The organism is Bradyrhizobium sp. USDA 4516 (assembly GCF_054055915.1).
Genome location: NZ_JBSRXT010000001.1, coordinates 6,912,943 through 6,927,805 on the forward strand (window position 1 = coordinate 6,912,943; position 14,863 = coordinate 6,927,805).

Consider the following 14,863-nt stretch of genomic DNA (forward strand, 5'->3'; position numbering starts at 1 on the left):
CATGAGCGTCGCCGTCATCGGAGCCGGACCTGCCGGCCTGATGGCGGCGGAGGTGCTCGCGCAAGGTGGCGCACAAGTCACTGTCTACGACGCGATGCCGTCGGCTGGCCGCAAATTCCTGATGGCCGGCCGTGGCGGGCTCAATCTCACCCACTCCGAACCGCTGCCGGATTTCCTTGCGCGCTATCGCGAGGCGATGCCGCATCTGAAGGCTGCGGTCGAGGCTTTTCCGCCTGAAGCACTGCGCGTCTGGAGCGAGGCGCTGGGGCAGCCGACCTTCGTCGGCAGCAGCGGCCGCGTGTTCCCCGAGGCGTTCAAGGCGTCGCCTCTCTTGCGCGCCTGGCTGCGGCGGCTCGATGCCGCGGGCGTTGCATTCGCATTCCGGCATCGCTGGACCGGATGGGACGCGCGCGGGGGACTGCTGTTTGAGACTTCAGGCGGTCCGCGCGTGGTCAATGCCGATGCGACCGTGCTGGCACTCGGCGGCGCGAGCTGGCCGCGACTCGGCTCGGACGGCGCTTGGGCGGAGATCCTCGCCGCAAAGGGCGTTGCCATGGCGCCGATCAAGCCAGCCAATTCCGGCTTCACGGTTGCCTGGTCGAATATCTTCCGCGACCGGTTCGAGGGCCAGCCGCTCAAGGGCGTCGCGCTCACGATTGGTCCGCATACGGTGCGCGGCGAAGCGATCGTCACCCGCGCCGGCATCGAGGGCGGCGCCATCTATGCGCTGTCGGCGGAATTGCGCGAGGCGGTGCTCGCGAAGGGAACGGCGACACTGACGGTGGCGTTGCGGCCCGATGCCGCGCGCCACGAACTGGTCGCGCGTCTGTCGGCGCCGAAGGGCAAGCAATCCTTGTCCAATTTCCTGCGCAAGGCCGCGCAGCTCTCGCCGGTCGGCATCGGGCTGTTGCAGGAGGCGGCCGTCGCCGTCGGCCGTTCGCTGGCCGCGCTGCCGCCGGCCGAATTGGCCGAACTGATCAATGCGGTGCCGATCCGGATCACCGGCGTGGCACCGATCGCACGCGCGATCTCGAGCGCTGGCGGCATCAGGTTCGACGAACTCGACGCGCATTTCATGCTGCGGCGGCTGCCCGGCGTTTTCGCGGCCGGCGAGATGCTCGATTGGGAGGCGCCGACCGGCGGCTATCTATTGCAGGCGTCGTTTGCAACGGGCGTCGCCGCTGGGAAGGGCGTGTTACGATGGCTCGTGCAGAAATCGTAGCTCTGTAGGATGGGTAGAGCGAAGCGAAACCCATCAACTTTTTTCCCAGCGGAAGCATGATGGGTTTTGCTGCGCTCTACCCATCCTACGGGATAGGCTCATTCCGAGCCGGTCTTCGTGGCGAGGTCGGTGATGAATCCAAGCACACCGAACGCCGCAGCCACCGCACACACCGCGGTCCAACCACCAAAGCTCCACGCCGCGGACGCCGCTGCCGCGCCCACCGCGCCGCCGATGAAGAACAGCGCCACGAACAGGCCGTTGATCCGGCCGCGCGCCTCGGCGCGCAGCAGGTTGACGGCGCGGCGGCCGAGCGTCTGGTCGGTGGTGATGCCGAGATCGAGCAGGATGGTGCCGAGGCTCAGCGCGACGAGTGCTGCAATCCGCGACTCCAGTACGCCGGCCCAAGCGCACAGCGCGAGCGATGCGGATATCAGCAGGTGCGAGCCGATCAGCATCGGCCGTGCCAGGCCACGGTCGCCCCAGCGGCCGGCCAGCGGCGTCGCGACGGCGCCGGCAACGCCGATCAGTGCGAACAGTGCGATGCCCCTGGCGTCGAGCTTGAACGGCGCGTCCGGCAGGCGTAGCGCCACGGCGGCCCAGAACGCGGTGAACGAGGCCATCACCAGCGCCGCGGTCCAGGACCGGACGCGCAGCACCGGCTCCTCGCGCAGCAGTGTCGGGAACGAACGCAGCAGCGCGCCGTAGCTGACCTTCGCCGCCGGCTGCAGCGTCGGCAGGGTGCGCGCCAGTGCTGCGGCGAGCACCGTCATCAGCACGGCCGAGGTGACATAGTAGCCGCGCCAGTTCCAGCTGTCCGCGATCAGGCTCGCCATCGGCCGCGACAGCAGGATGCCGATCATCAGGCCGCTCATCACATCGCCGATCGCCTGTCCCCGGCGCTCCGGCGGCACCATCGACGCAACCAGCGGCACCACCATCTGGATCGCGGCGCACGACGCGCCGAGGATGAAGGTGGCGGCCAGCAGGATCAGCGGCGTCGGCGCCATCGCGGTGCCGATCGCCGCGACGATAGCGCAGGCCAGCGTGCGCAGGATCAGCCGCTTGTTCTCGACGAGGTCGACCAGCGGCACCAGCAGCAGCAGCCCGAGCGCGTAGCCGAGCAGGGTCAACGTCGAGATCAGGCCGGCCTCTAGCGCGGTCATGCCGAGCGAGCGGCCCATCAGACCGACGAGAATCTGCGGCGCAAAGAGATTGGTGACGACGGTGCCGGTCGTGATGGCGCCGATCCAGATCAGCGGACGCACGGCGACGGTGCGCGCCGGGGAGAGTTTGGTGGCTTCGGAGATGGTCATGGGACCTCGCGATGGAGTGGCGAGGCCCCCTTTAGGGGATCGGGATAATATGCTACAATTCAAATAAGATGATGAAGAATATGCGAGATTATTATGAACACCCATGACCTCGTGGCGTTCGTCGCCGTGGTCGAGACCGGATCGATCGTCGCGGCCTCGGCGCGGCTGAACCTGACCCAGCCCGGCGTGACGCGGCGGATCCAGAATCTCGAGGAGATGCTCGGCGCGCAGCTGCTCGACCGGCTATCCAAGCCGCTGAAGCCGACGGCGGCGGGAATCGAAGCCTATGAGCAGGGCCGCCGGCTGCTGCGCATGCTCGACGACCTCAAGTCAGGCGTCGCCAATGACGGCGTGGTGCGCGGCGAGTTCAGGCTCGGCCTGACACCGTTTTTGTCGGAGGCCGGGCTGACCGGACCGCTCGATGCGGTGCGCGGCGAATTTCCGGCGCTGGCGGTGCGCGTCGTCTCCGGCTGGTCGCCCAACCACATGGAGCGGGTCAGCCGCAACGAGCTCGATGCCGCTGCAATCTGTTTGCCTGACGGCACCGCGCCGCCCGACGATCTCGTGGCCGACGATCTCGGCGCGCAGCCGGTGGTGTTCGTCGTCGCGCGCGACATGAAGACGCCGAAGTCGGTCGATCTCGAATGGCTGTCGCGGACCGGATGGGTGATCAACCAGGACGGCTGCGGCTTTCGCCAGACGCTGAAGCGTCAATTCGATGCGGCGCATCTGCCGTTCAACATCGCGGTCGAGGCGCTCGACAGCGAGCTGCGGCTGTCGCTGGTGGCGCGCGGGCTCGGCATCGGCCTCGTGACGCCGGTGGCGCTGAAACGAAGCCCGATCCGTAGCCGGCTCAAGGCCGTGAAGATCGCGGATTTCAATCCCGCAGTCCGCGCCTGGATCGTGCATCGCCCGCCGGCCGGCCGCCTGGCGCGGCCGATCGAGGTGTTTCGCGCGGCGCTGGACCGCGAGCTGCAGGCGCTGATGCGGGAGTAAATGCGGAGTTCGTAGGATGGGTAGAGCGAAGCGAAACCCATCAACTTCGATCCGCAGTGACATGATGGGTTTCGCTACGCTCTACCCATCCTACAAGGTCTGTGTATGCGGCTACCGCAGCTTGCCCCGCGCCGTCACCGGCAACGCACCGATGATCTCGTCACCGCGCACCATCACGACCTCGTCCATCATATTGACGACGACGCAGACGTGATTGGGCACGATCCGCACCACGTCGCCGACATTGGGGCGGGTGTTGCTGCGGGAGAGATCGAGGAAGCCGTGCTCCTCGGCGAAGCGCGCGATCCTGGCCTCCGGATGTTCGAGGATCAGGCCGTGGCCTTCGAGGCCGCCGGTGTCCGAGGTCAGCGTCTTGGAGCCGGCATCGAGGATGCCGCGCTCGGGGCCGGCGCGGCTGACGACGGTGGAATAAATATGCAGCGCGCAATCGTCCCAGGTCGCGACGCCGGCCGCGACCTGCATGCGGTCGTTGTAGATGTAGGTACCGAAGCGATGCTCGGTGCCGCCCTTCAGCTTGCCGAGATTCTTCAGGTTCGGCGTGCCGCCGGTGGAGACGATGGTCGCGTCGAGGCCATGGGCGCGCACGCCGGCTAGCGCCTCGTCATAGAATTTCTGCGCATCGGCCCAGCCGGTCTCGGTCGGATACAGCATGAAGCCCGCGAAGCTGAGGCCCTTGGAGGCTGCGATCTCGCGCGCCAGCGCGATCGCCTCGGCCGGCGTCTCGACGCCGGCGCGCTTGCGGCCGGTGTCGCATTCGACCACCACCGAGAGCGACCTGCCGGAGGCGGCTGCCGCCTTCGGCAGGTCGCCGACCACGACCGAATTGTCGGCCGCGACAGTGACGTTGGCCTTGCCTTGCAGCGCGCCAAGCCGCGCCATCTTCTCATCGCCGAGCAGATTGTAGCTGATCAGGATGTTGTCGATGCCGGCGTCCGCCATGATCTCGGCCTCGCCGAGCTTCTGGCAGGTGATGCCTTTGGCGCCGGCCTTGATCTGCAGCTGCGCCAGCATCGGGTTCTTGTGCGTCTTGATGTGCGGACGGTTGGCGACGCCGGCCTCGTCGCAGGCCTTCTGGATGCGTGCGATGTTGCGCTCGACCCGGTCCATGTCGATCACGGCGCAGGGCGTGCCGTATTCCTTGGCGATCTTGGCGGCGAGGGGCGTCGTCATCGGGGTGGCTCCATTGCAGAGTTTCCGTCATTGCGAGCGGAGCGAAGCAATCCATCTGTCCGCGTTTGCAGATGCATGGATTGCTTCGTCGCTCCGCTCCTCGCAATGACGGCAAGAATCATTGTGTTCATGCCTGCTCGATCTCTTCGCGCAGCACCTCTAACTCGAGCCAGCGGTCCTCGGCGGCAGCGAGCTCTTGCTGCGCCTTTGCGATCGCGGCCGAGGCGGCGTCGAATGTCTTGCGATCCTTCGTATAGAGATCGGGATCGTCGAGCAGCTTCTGCTGCTTGGCGATCTCGTTGTGCAGCTTGTCGATGGTCTTCGGCAAGGTTTCCAGCGCGTGTTTCTCGTTGAAGCTCAGCCGGCGCCGCGGTGCTGCCTCGGGCGCTGCCGCCCTGGCTTCCTTCTTCTCTTCGGTCGCGGTATCCGCCTTCACCGTCTCGCGCTTCACGTCGGCGCCGCGCTGCGTCAGCATGTCGGAATAGCCGCCGGCATATTCGATCCAGCGGCCCTGGCCCTCGGGCACGATCACCGACGTCACGACGCGGTCGAGGAAGTCGCGGTCGTGGCTGATCAGGATCACCGTGCCTTCGTAATCGCCGAGCATGTCCTCGAGCACGTCGAGGGTTTCGAGATCGAGGTCGTTGGTCGGCTCGTCCAGGATCAAGAGGTTCGACGGCTTGGCCAGCGCGCGCGCCAGCATCAGGCGGCCGCGCTCGCCGCCGGAGAGCGCTTCCAGCGGCGTGCCGCGCTGCTCCTGCGCGAACAGGAAATCCTTCATGTAGCCGATGACGTGCTTCGACTTGTCGCCGACCATGACGTGGTCGCCGCGGCCGCCGGTCAAGGCTTCAGCCAGCGTCAGCTTCGGGTCGAGGCTCTCGCGGTGCTGGTCGAGGGTTGCCATCTCGATATTGGCCCCGAGTCGCACCGAACCGGAGTCGGGCGGATCGTTGCCGATCAACAGATACACCAATGTGGTCTTGCCGGCGCCGTTCGGGCCGACGATACCGAGCCGGTCGCCGCGCTGGATCCGGGTCGAGAAGCCGTCGACGATCTTGCGCTCGCCGAACGCCTTCGCGATGTTCTTGGCCTCGATCACCAGGCGGCCGGACTTCTCGGCTTCGGCGGCGGCGAGCGTGGCATTGCCGGTGGCGCCGCGATAGTTGCGGCGCTGGTCGCGCAGCGCATGCAGATTGCCGAGCCGCTTGACGTTGCGCTTGCGGCGACCGGAGACGCCGTAGCGCAGCCAGTGCTCCTCGTTGACGATCTTGCGGTCGAGCTTGTGCTGCTCGCGCTCTTCCTCCGCCAGCACCTCGTCGCGCCACGCCTCGAAGGCGCCGAAGCCGCGCTCGATCTGCCGGATCTGGCCACGGTCGAGCCAGGCCGTGGTGCGCGACAGATTGGTGAGGAAGCGGCGGTCGTGGCTGATCAGCACCAGCGCGCAGCGCCGGCTTTCCAGTTCGCCCTCGAGCCATTCGATGGTCGGCAGGTCGAGATGGTTGGTCGGCTCGTCGAGCAGCAGGATATCGGGCGAGGGCGCCAGCACGCGCGCCAGCGCCGCGCGGCGCGCCTCGCCGCCGGAGACAAGCGCGGGATCTTCCTCGCCGCTGAGGCCGAGCTGCTCAAGCAGATAGCGGGCCTGGTAGTGGTCGTCGCCGGGGCCGAGGCCGGCCTCGACATAGGCGAGCGTCGTGTTGTGCTCGCCGAAATCCGGCTCTTGCGGCAGATAGCGGATGGTGGCGCCGGGCTGTACGAAGCGGCTGCCGGCGTCAGGCTCGACCAGGCCGGCCGCGATCCGCAGCAGAGTCGACTTGCCGGAGCCGTTGCGGCCGATCAGGCAGACGCGCTCGCCGGCGGAGACCGAGAGCTCGACGCCCGTCAGCAGCGGCGTGCCGCCGAAGGTCAGGCTGATGTCCTTGAGCTGGATGAGAGGAGGCGGAGCCATTGCGCTAACCCGGCTCGCTCGCCTGCGCCTGCTCGGCGCGGCGGCGCTGGATACGGCGGATGGTCTGGTCGAGCGTCGACAGGAAGGTCGAGCGGTCGCGCGGCGAATATGATTTCGGCCCGCCGGTGATCTCGCCCGACGAGCGCAGATCGGTCATCAGATTGCGCACCGCAAGCGTCATGCCGATCGACTGTTCGGTGAACGGCTTGCCGTTCGGCGCGATCACATCGGCGCCGGCCTTGACGCAGCGGCTCGCCAGCGGAATGTCCGCCGTGATCACGACGTCGCCTTCATGCGCGCGTTCCGCGATCCAGTCGTCGGCGGCATCCATGCCGGAACCGGCGGCAATGCGCTCGATCAGCGGATCCTGCGGCACGCGGATGAAATTGCCCGCGACCACGCTGACGGGCACGCCGAGCCGGATCGCGACGCGATAGATCTCGTCCTTCACCGGGCAGGCGTCGGCGTCGACATAGATGCGGGTGGGAGCAGGGGTTTCAGTCATCGATTCCAGGGTTGGCAGGCGCGGCCTGCGTGTACTCCATCGGGCGGAAAATTGCGAGCAAAACGAGAGGCTTGTCAGGCTGACCGGTTCGACTACGATTGCCTGAGAAAAACAACGGAAATAAGGGGAAACCCCATGGATTCGAAGACGGCTTCGCTGACCTACCGCGTCTCGGCGTACAACACCTCGAAACTGTCGGAGAACAAGATCCACGACGACACGGTGGCGCGGAAGTTCGGCTTTTCCGGCGGACTGGTGCCAGGCGTCGACGTGATGGCCTACATGATGCATCTGCCGGTCGAGAAATGGGGCCGCGATTTCCTCGCGCGCGGCCTGATCGAGGCGCGCTTCGTCAAGCCGGTCTATGACGGCGAGATCGCGGAATTGACCGGACAGGAGACCGGCAATGGGCTGACGATCGAGCTCCACAGCCGCGGCGAGCTCTGCGCCACCGGCACCGCGTCGCTGCCGGCATCCGCGCCGAAATTCGTGCTCGGCGACTACAAGCAGGTCGCAGCTGTCGCCGAGCGCAAGCCGGTCAGCGCGTCGTCCTATGAAGAGGGCAAGTGGCTCGGCACCATCCCGCGCGACTGGTCGGGTGATGCCGCGAAGGAGTATCTCGCCGATATCCGGGAGACCGACCCGATCTACCTGCGCGAAGGTCTCGGCCATCCCGGCCTGCTGCCGCGGGTGATGAACAAGGTCCTGGTCGACAACGCGATCCTCGGGCCCTGGATCCATGTCGGCACCCGCATGCAGCTGCTGTCGGCGGGCAAGATCGGCGACGAGCTGACCGCGCGCGCCAAGGTGACGGGCAATTACGACAAGAAGGGCCACCGCTTCGTCGAGCTCGACGCGCTGGTGCTCGGCAATGGCACCCCGCTCGCGCATTGCTGGCATATCGCGATCACCCAGCCGCGCGAGCAGGCCGCGGCGTAACTTTCCACCTCTCCCCGTTCTTCACGAGGAGAGGTCGGATCGCATCGCAGATGCGATCCGGTTGAGGGGCAAGGCACAATTCCAGTTACAACGACCTTGCTCGCCGGATGGAGCCCCTCACCCCAGCCCTCTCCCCGCAAGAGCGGGCGAGGGAGCAGGAGGGCCCTTATGCCACGCTCGCCTTGGCGTCCTGGATCGCGCGCCAGACGCGTTCCGGCGTCAGCGGCATGTTGATATGCTTGATGCCGTACTCTGACAGCGCGTCGACCACGGCGTTGACGATGCAGACGAGGCTGCCGGCGCAGCCGGCCTCGCCGCAGCCCTTGGTGCCGAGCGGGTTGGATTTCGCCGGCGAGGGATGATCGCCGACCAGCATCGACGGCACGTCGCCGGCGCGCGGCAGCGCATAGTCCATGAATGAGCCGGTGATCGGCTGGCCGGAGGCGTCGTAGCTGATTTCCTCCATCAGCGCCTGGCCGATGCCCTGCGCGACGCCGCCGTGCAGCTGGCCCGCGACGATCATCGGATTGACCACGACGCCGAAATCGTTGACCGCGGAGTAGCGCACGATCCGCGTCACGCCGGTGTCCGGATCGATCTCGACCTCGGCGACGTGGCAGCCGTTCGGGAAGGTCGACGCCGTCTCCTTGGTGGCGTGATCGACGTCGAGCGTCTCCGGCGTGCCTTCCGGCATCTTGCCGGCGCGCATCCGCTCGGCGAGCTCCATGATGCCGATCGAGCGGTCGGTGCCGGCGATGGTGAAGCGGCCGGCGCCGAATTCGATGTCGGCCTCGGAGGCCTCCAGCATGTGCGCGGCCGCCTTCTTGCCCTTCTCGACGACGAGCGCCGAGGCCTCGACGATCGCTTGCCCCGTTGCGGTGATCGAGCGCGAGCCGCCGGTGCCGTTGCCGAAGCGCACCAGATCGCTGTCACCCTGTTCGAGGGTGATCTTCTCGAAGGGCACGCCGAGCCGGTCAGACAGCACCTGCGCGAACGGCGTGGCGTGGCCCTGGCCGTAATCCAGCGTGCCGGTGGTGAGCTTCACCGAGCCATCGGGCTCGAAGCTGATCTTGCCGAGCTCGCCGCTCGGCGGCGCGGTGACCTCGAGATAGGAGCCGACGGCGATACCGCGCAGCTTGCCGCTCTTCTTGCTCTCCTTCTTGCGCTTGGCGAAGTTCTCATAGTCGGAGATCTCCAGCGCCTTCTGGAACACACCGGCGAAATCGCCGCTGTCATAGGTGACGCCGGACGCCGCCGGGAACGGCAGCTGCGACGGCTTGATGAAGTTGCGCTTGCGCAGCGTGAAGCGGTTGATGCCCATCTCGTCGGCGGCCGCATCGATCAGCCGCTCCATGTAGTAATTGGCCTCGGGCCGGCCGGCGCCGCGATAGGCGCCCATCAGCGTGGTGTTGGTCAGGACCGTCTTGATGTCGACGCCGAGCAGCGGCGTGCGATAGACGCTGGCGAGGTTCTTGCCGGTGTTGAGCGACAGCGGGCCCGGCGCGACGCCGGTGATGTAGGCGCCGAGATTGCCGTAGCCGGACAGCCGCACCGCGAGGAACTTGCCGTCGGCATCGAGCGCGAGCTCGGCATGGATCAGCTGCGCGCGGCCCTGGCTGTCGGAGAGGAAGCTGGTCGAGCGCTCGTCCAGCCACTTCACCGGGCGGCCCAGTTCACGCGCAGCATGCGCGATGCAGGTGTATTCGGGATAGTTGAGGTTCTTCATCCCGAACGAGCCGCCGACATTGCCGGTGAGGATGCGGACCTTGTCGGCGGGCACGTTGAGCAGGCGTGCCAGGATCGCCTTGTTGCCGGAGACGCCCTGGGTCGGCACCTGCAGCGTGAAGCGTTCGGTTTTCTTGTCGTAATGGGCGAGGGCGACGCGCGGCTCCATCGAGACCACGGCGACGCGGGTGTTGACGATGTCGAGCTTGGTGACGTGCGCCGCGCCGGCGAACGCCGCCTCGATCTTGGCGGCGTCGCCATAGTGATAGTCGAGCGCGACGTTATCGGGGATGTCGTCGTAGAGCTGCGGCGCGCCGGGCCTGGCGGCTTCAGCTGCGTCGGTCACCGCGGGCAGCGGCTCGATATCGACCTCGACGGCCTCGGCGGCATCGCGCGCCTGCGCCGCGGTCTCCGCCACCACGAAGGCGACGGGATCGCCGACGAAGCGCACCTTGTCGGTCACCAGCGCGGGGCGGTTGGTCTGCTTGAGCGGCGAGCCATCGCGGTTCTTCAGCGGCAGGCCGCAGGTGAAGGGGTTGTAGCCGGCGGCCGCAAGGTCGGCGCCGGTCCAGACCCCGAGCACGCCGGGCATCGCCTTGGCGGCCGCCGTATCGACCCCCTTGATGATTCCATGGGCATGCGAGGAGCGAACCATCCAGCAATAGGCCTGGCCGGGCAGCGAGAAATCGTCGGTGTATTTGCCCTTGCCCCGCACCAGGGTGTCGTCCTCCTTTCGTCGAACAGGCTGTCCGACACCGTATTTTTGCAGTGCGATAGCGTTTTCGAGGGAGGCAGGCGGCGTGTGATCTTGCATCGAAAATGACCTGAAATGCCCGGATTTGCTGGAGTTTGGGGGCGCTGAGGAGATAACGCACACCCCCCTTAACGACAACGCCCGATTGGGCATGGACCCAATGTGAACGGAGTTTGCGTAGGGCTTTGACGCTGCTAAAGTTTCCGTGAACGATAATTATTCGGCGGGCCTAAAGGATCCTACGGATCCCCTGGGGTCCCGCGGAAAGACAGTTTTGATGAACGACCATGTGCGGCTTTGCGACGGCCCCCTGGCCAGCGAAGCTCCGCCAGGGTTGGTTGCGGCGGCGGCGGAAAGTGGCGTCTACGCCGCGCTGGACCTTGGCACCAACAATTGCCGGCTGTTGATCGCCTGTCCCACTGGCGACGGGTTCCGCGTGGTCGATTCATTCTCGCGGATCATCAGGCTCGGCGAAGGCATCGCCGCCACGGGCTCGATCAGCGAGGCCGCGATTGAGCGGGCGATTGCCGCACTGGCCATCTGCAGCGACAAGATTCGCTATCGCAAGGCGCGCCGGCTCCGCCTGATCGCCACCGAGGCCTGCCGCGCCGCCGGCAATGCCGAGAGCTTCCGCGCGCGGGTGGCGGCCGAGACCGGCATCAAGCTCGAGGTGATCGATCGTGAGACCGAGGCGACGCTCGCGGTGATCGGCTGCTCGCCGCTGCTCGATCCGAAGGGGCGGGGCGCCATCCTGTTCGATATCGGCGGCGGCTCGACCGAGCTGGTGCGGATCGAGCGCGACCCCAACGCGCCCGACGCGGCGCCACGCATCAAGGCATGGATGTCGATCCCGCTCGGCGTCGTCACGCTGGCCGAACATTTCGGCGGCAAGAACGTCACCAGGGATATGTATGCGCGAATGATCGATGAGGTTGCGCGGCACGTCGCGCCGTTCGCGGCCGAGCACGGCAAGGATCTGCGCGACATGCACATGCTCGGCACCTCCGGCACCGTGACCACGCTCGCCGGCGTGTTCCTCAACCTGTCGCGCTACGACCGCCGCCGCATCGACGGCATCTGGATGAACGATTGCGACGTCACCGCGACGATCCAGAAGCTGCTCGGCATGAGCTATGAGGCTCGCGTCAACAACAACTGCATCAGCGTCGAGCGCGCCGATCTGGTGCTCGCCGGCTGCGCGATCCTCGATGCGATCCGCAACGCGTTCCCGATGCCGCGGCTCCGCGTTGCCGATCGCGGCCTGCGCGAAGGCATGCTGGTCGAGATGATGCGCGAGGACGGCGCGCTGCGGGCGTGCTAAAGCTTCCCTTGCCTCGCCCCGCTTGCGGGGAGAGGCCGGATTGCATGTCAATGCAATCCGGGTGAGGGGAACTCTCCACGAGCGCATCTCTCATCTTCATTGCGGAAACATTCCCTCACCCCAACCCTCTCCCCGCAAGAGCGGGGCGAGGGAGTAGAGAAGCAGTATGGCGAAAGACACTACCGGGCGGCTGCACGTCACGGTCAAGAGCGGCGGCAAGCGCAAGCTTTCGTCAAAACTCTGGCTCGAGCGCCAGCTCAACGATCCCTATGTCGCCAAGGCCAAGGCGATGGGCTACCGCTCCCGCGCAGCTTTCAAGCTGCTCGAGATCGACGACAAATATCGTCTGCTCAAGCCGGGCGTGACCGTGGTCGACCTCGGCGCGGCGCCCGGCGGTTGGAGCCAGATCGCGGCCAAGCGGACAGGAGCAGCCGACGGCAAGGGCAAGGTGGTCGCGATCGATCTCTTGGAGATGGGCGAGATTCCCGGCGTCACCTTCGCGCAGCTCGACTTCCTCGACCACGACGCGCCGGAGAAGCTGATCGCGATGATGGGCGGCCGCGCCGACATCGTGATGTCCGACATGGCCGCCAACACCACCGGCCATCGCAAGACCGATCAGCTCCGCATCATCGGCCTGGTCGAGACCGCCGCGCATTTCGCCGGCGAAGTGCTCAATCCCGGCGGCACGTTCCTGGCAAAAGTGTTCCAGAGCGGGGCCGACGCCGAGCTGGTGGCGCAGCTGAAGCGCGATTTCGCCACCGTCCGCCACGTCAAGCCGGCCGCCAGCCGGCAGGATTCGTCGGAGCGCTATGTGCTGGCGACGGGATTTCGCGGACAGGTGAACGAGCGATAAATCGCGGCGCTTTGCGCCGCTGGGCGAGCCCTCGAAGGGTGCGCGGCCCGGCTGGTGCCCGTCGATCCTTCGAGGGCCGCCGAAGAAGCGGCCACCGCAGGATGACGGTGATAGACCGAGCACATAGAAATACATTTCATAGTGACGGGCGGGAACCTTGGCGCGCGGCTGGAGTCGACTCCTTTGCTCCCGGCCAATGCCCCCCAAGCCCACCGGGAGAAAACCCCCCACGGGTTGGCGGCCTTGATGCAGCGTCAGTTTCGCGCACCGGGGCCGTTTCGCGCCGGACTAGAAAATCGGCCGACGCAAGCGCATATTTCCCACATGGCGACCATTGTTCAATGCAATTGCGGCGCCGAGTACAGACGCACCGAAGAGAAGTTCTTGGTGCCGCATACGGGTGATGCGATCTGCACGGTCTGCGGAGCAGCGCTGGAATCGTGGCTGGAAGCGACCCACGTTCCCACATACGAACTGATCGAACGTCCGGATCGAAAACAGCCAGGCGGAATGACCGGCCACCCCTGATGGTCTGGTCGTGACCCTGACGGCGACTCGCGGTGTCCGTGCCTCGGGAACGGCTCGTTCGATCGACTAGCCGAGGCGTTGATCGCGCGCGTTCTGGGTGTCCTCGGTCGCGACCTTGACGGCTTCGGTCGCGGCGCGCTTCTCGGCGCCCTTGCGGCTCGAGATGTCGATCGCCTTGCGGCCGGCGATCTCGTTGCCGGCCTCAGCCGGCATCTGCCAGAAGAACCAGGCCGAGGCCGCCGAGATCAACGATACCACGATGAAGGCGGGCGCGAACACGTCGGCGGAGAGTTCGGTCTGGTGATGCAGCGCCAGCGTGGTTTCAACCGAGAACGCGCCGACCGCGACGCCGGCGGACACCGCGAGCTGCTGGTTGACGCTGACCAGAGTGGTGGCCCGGCTCATCTGCGGCGCCTCGACCTCGGCATAGGCCACGGTGTTGATCGCGGTGAATTGCAGCGAGCGGAAGAAGCCGCCGACCACCAGGATGGTGAAGATCAGCATCAGCGGCGTCGAGATTGTGAACAAGGCGCAGGCGGCGAGGAAGGCCGAACTGACCACCGCGTTGACGGTCATCATGTTGCGGAAGCCGAAGGCGCGGATGATGCGCGCCGCCAGCGTCTTCATCCCCATGGCGCCGACCGCCGACGCAAAGGTGACGAGACCGGACTGGAACGGCGACAGGCCGAAGCCGACCTGCATCAACAGCGGCAGCAGGAACGGTAGCGCGCCGATGCCGAGCCGGAACATGAAGCCGCCGACGATCGACGCGCGCATGGTCGGCAGCCGCAGCAAGCCGAAATCGAGCACCGGCGAGCCGGTTCGCCGCGCGTGGATGACGTAAAGCGTCATCGATACCGTGCCGACCCCGACCAGCGCGGCGACGATCGGCCACGGCAGCAGATTGAGCCCGGCCACCGACAGCCCGAAGGCGATGCCGGCGAGGCCGATCCCGGCCAGCACCAGTCCCACGAGATCGAAGCGCTCGGGATCCTCGCTCTTGATCGGGTCGATGTATTTCAGCGCCAGAAAGATGCCGAGCAGCCCGATCGGGATGTTGATCAGGAAGATCCAGTGCCAGGAGAAATAGGTGGTGATGAAGCCGCCGAGCGGCGGCCCGATCACCGGGCCGATCAGCGCCGGGACCGTCACCCAGGCCATCGCGTTGACCAGCGCACTCTTGTCGACCGAGCGCAGCAGCACCAGCCTACCGACCGGGGTCATCATCGCCCCGCCGAGGCCCTGCAGGATGCGGGCGAACACGAAATCGGTCACCGAGGACGACAGTGCGCAGCCGATCGAGCCCAGCATGAACACGCCGACGGCGCCGGCAAACACGATGCGGGCGCCGAAGCGGTCCGCGGTCCAGCCGCTCGCCGGGATGAACACCGCGAGCGACAGCAGGTAGGAGGTGATCGCCAGTTTCAGCGTCAGCGGGCTGGTGCCGATATCGGCGGCGATCGCCGGCAGCGAGGTCGCGATCACCGTGGAGTCCATGTTCTCCATGAACAGGGCGGTGGCCACGATGAGCGGGATCAGGCGTTGCTTGTTCATCAAAACAGGAC

General features: G+C 66.5%; 12 protein-coding genes. 6 read left to right on the forward strand and 6 right to left on the reverse strand.

The genetic code is table 11. The features are described from left to right. Position 1: 1 nt before the first annotated feature. Entirely contained in the window at positions 2-1,222 is a 1,221-nt protein-coding gene (locus ACVI1L_RS31500; protein ID WP_316396974.1) for a BaiN/RdsA family NAD(P)/FAD-dependent oxidoreductase, read from the forward strand. Between the two features lie 98 nt (positions 1,223-1,320). Here the strand turns inward: ACVI1L_RS31500 and ACVI1L_RS31505 are convergent, their stop codons facing one another. Then, positions 1,321-2,538 (reverse strand): MFS transporter, encoded by a 1,218-nt coding sequence (locus ACVI1L_RS31505; RefSeq protein ID WP_057019768.1) that lies wholly within the window; start codon positions 2,536-2,538, stop codon positions 1,321-1,323. Positions 2,539-2,631: 93 nt separating this feature from the next. Here ACVI1L_RS31505 and ACVI1L_RS31510 point away from each other — a divergent pair, with 93 nt between their 5' ends. After that, positions 2,632-3,534, forward strand: coding sequence for a LysR family transcriptional regulator (locus ACVI1L_RS31510; RefSeq protein WP_057019769.1), 903 nt, complete (start codon positions 2,632-2,634; stop codon positions 3,532-3,534). Between the two features lie 111 nt (positions 3,535-3,645). Here ACVI1L_RS31510 and ACVI1L_RS31515 read toward each other — a convergent pair whose 3' ends face one another. The 3 genes from ACVI1L_RS31515 to ACVI1L_RS31525 form a co-directional block, all read right to left on the reverse strand. Then, complete coding sequence (locus ACVI1L_RS31515) at positions 3,646-4,725, reverse strand: D-TA family PLP-dependent enzyme (RefSeq protein ID WP_028335030.1); 1,080 nt, start codon at positions 4,723-4,725, stop codon at positions 3,646-3,648. A 127-nt stretch (positions 4,726-4,852) separates the two neighbouring features. After that, on the reverse strand, positions 4,853-6,670 hold the full coding sequence (locus tag ACVI1L_RS31520; protein ID WP_456784665.1) for an ABC-F family ATP-binding cassette domain-containing protein: 1,818 nt from the start codon (positions 6,668-6,670) through the stop codon (positions 4,853-4,855). A 4-nt stretch (positions 6,671-6,674) separates the two neighbouring features. Next, positions 6,675-7,175, reverse strand: coding sequence for a YaiI/YqxD family protein (locus tag ACVI1L_RS31525; RefSeq protein ID WP_168855678.1), 501 nt, complete (start codon positions 7,173-7,175; stop codon positions 6,675-6,677). Between the two features lie 135 nt (positions 7,176-7,310). Between ACVI1L_RS31525 and ACVI1L_RS31530 the strand changes: the two genes are divergently transcribed. Continuing rightward, positions 7,311-8,114: a hotdog family protein gene (locus ACVI1L_RS31530; protein WP_168855677.1), complete on the forward strand. Its 804-nt coding sequence runs from the start codon at positions 7,311-7,313 to the stop codon at positions 8,112-8,114. A 166-nt stretch (positions 8,115-8,280) separates the two neighbouring features. Here the strand turns inward: ACVI1L_RS31530 and ACVI1L_RS31535 are convergent, their stop codons facing one another. Next, positions 8,281-10,653, reverse strand: coding sequence for a xanthine dehydrogenase family protein molybdopterin-binding subunit (locus tag ACVI1L_RS31535; protein WP_456784666.1), 2,373 nt, complete (start codon positions 10,651-10,653; stop codon positions 8,281-8,283). 217 nt (positions 10,654-10,870) lie between these two features. On the opposite strand from ACVI1L_RS31535, the gene ACVI1L_RS31540 reads away from it, so the two are divergent. The 3 genes from ACVI1L_RS31540 to ACVI1L_RS31550 all read left to right on the forward strand — a co-directional run bounded on the left by ACVI1L_RS31540 (position 10,871) and on the right by ACVI1L_RS31550 (position 13,298). Then, complete coding sequence (locus tag ACVI1L_RS31540) at positions 10,871-11,914, forward strand: Ppx/GppA phosphatase family protein (protein WP_310882393.1); 1,044 nt, start codon at positions 10,871-10,873, stop codon at positions 11,912-11,914. A 166-nt stretch (positions 11,915-12,080) separates the two neighbouring features. Then, entirely contained in the window at positions 12,081-12,770 is a 690-nt protein-coding gene (locus ACVI1L_RS31545) for an RlmE family RNA methyltransferase (protein WP_456784667.1), read from the forward strand. 246 nt (positions 12,771-13,016) lie between these two features. Next, positions 13,017-13,298 (forward strand): hypothetical protein, encoded by a 282-nt coding sequence (locus ACVI1L_RS31550; protein WP_156436486.1) that lies wholly within the window; start codon positions 13,017-13,019, stop codon positions 13,296-13,298. Positions 13,299-13,364: 66 nt separating this feature from the next. On the opposite strand, the gene ACVI1L_RS31555 is transcribed toward ACVI1L_RS31550, so the two are convergent. After that, positions 13,365-14,852 (reverse strand): DHA2 family efflux MFS transporter permease subunit, encoded by a 1,488-nt coding sequence (locus ACVI1L_RS31555; RefSeq protein ID WP_028344675.1) that lies wholly within the window; start codon positions 14,850-14,852, stop codon positions 13,365-13,367. Positions 14,853-14,863: the final 11 nt, after the last annotated feature.

Bases quoted from the DNA above. Each gene is read 5' to 3' on its own strand.
- ACVI1L_RS31520 (WP_456784665.1), bottom strand. From the start codon at position 6,670: ATGGCTCCGCCTCCTCTCATCCAGCTCAAGGACATCAGCCTGACCTTC.
- ACVI1L_RS31505 (WP_057019768.1), bottom strand. From the start codon at position 2,538: ATGACCATCTCCGAAGCCACCAAACTCTCCCCGGCGCGCACCGTCGCC.
- ACVI1L_RS31550 (WP_156436486.1), top strand. From the start codon at position 13,017: ATGCAGCGTCAGTTTCGCGCACCGGGGCCGTTTCGCGCCGGACTAGAA.
- ACVI1L_RS31555 (WP_028344675.1), bottom strand. From the start codon at position 14,852: ATGAACAAGCAACGCCTGATCCCGCTCATCGTGGCCACCGCCCTGTTC.
- ACVI1L_RS31500 (WP_316396974.1), top strand. From the start codon at position 2: ATGAGCGTCGCCGTCATCGGAGCCGGACCTGCCGGCCTGATGGCGGCG.
- ACVI1L_RS31530 (WP_168855677.1), top strand. From the start codon at position 7,311: ATGGATTCGAAGACGGCTTCGCTGACCTACCGCGTCTCGGCGTACAAC.
- ACVI1L_RS31515 (WP_028335030.1), bottom strand. From the start codon at position 4,725: ATGACGACGCCCCTCGCCGCCAAGATCGCCAAGGAATACGGCACGCCC.
- ACVI1L_RS31545 (WP_456784667.1), top strand. From the start codon at position 12,081: ATGGCGAAAGACACTACCGGGCGGCTGCACGTCACGGTCAAGAGCGGC.
- ACVI1L_RS31510 (WP_057019769.1), top strand. From the start codon at position 2,632: ATGAACACCCATGACCTCGTGGCGTTCGTCGCCGTGGTCGAGACCGGA.
- ACVI1L_RS31525 (WP_168855678.1), bottom strand. From the start codon at position 7,175: ATGACTGAAACCCCTGCTCCCACCCGCATCTATGTCGACGCCGACGCC.
- ACVI1L_RS31535 (WP_456784666.1), bottom strand. From the start codon at position 10,653: ATGCAAGATCACACGCCGCCTGCCTCCCTCGAAAACGCTATCGCACTG.
- ACVI1L_RS31540 (WP_310882393.1), top strand. From the start codon at position 10,871: ATGAACGACCATGTGCGGCTTTGCGACGGCCCCCTGGCCAGCGAAGCT.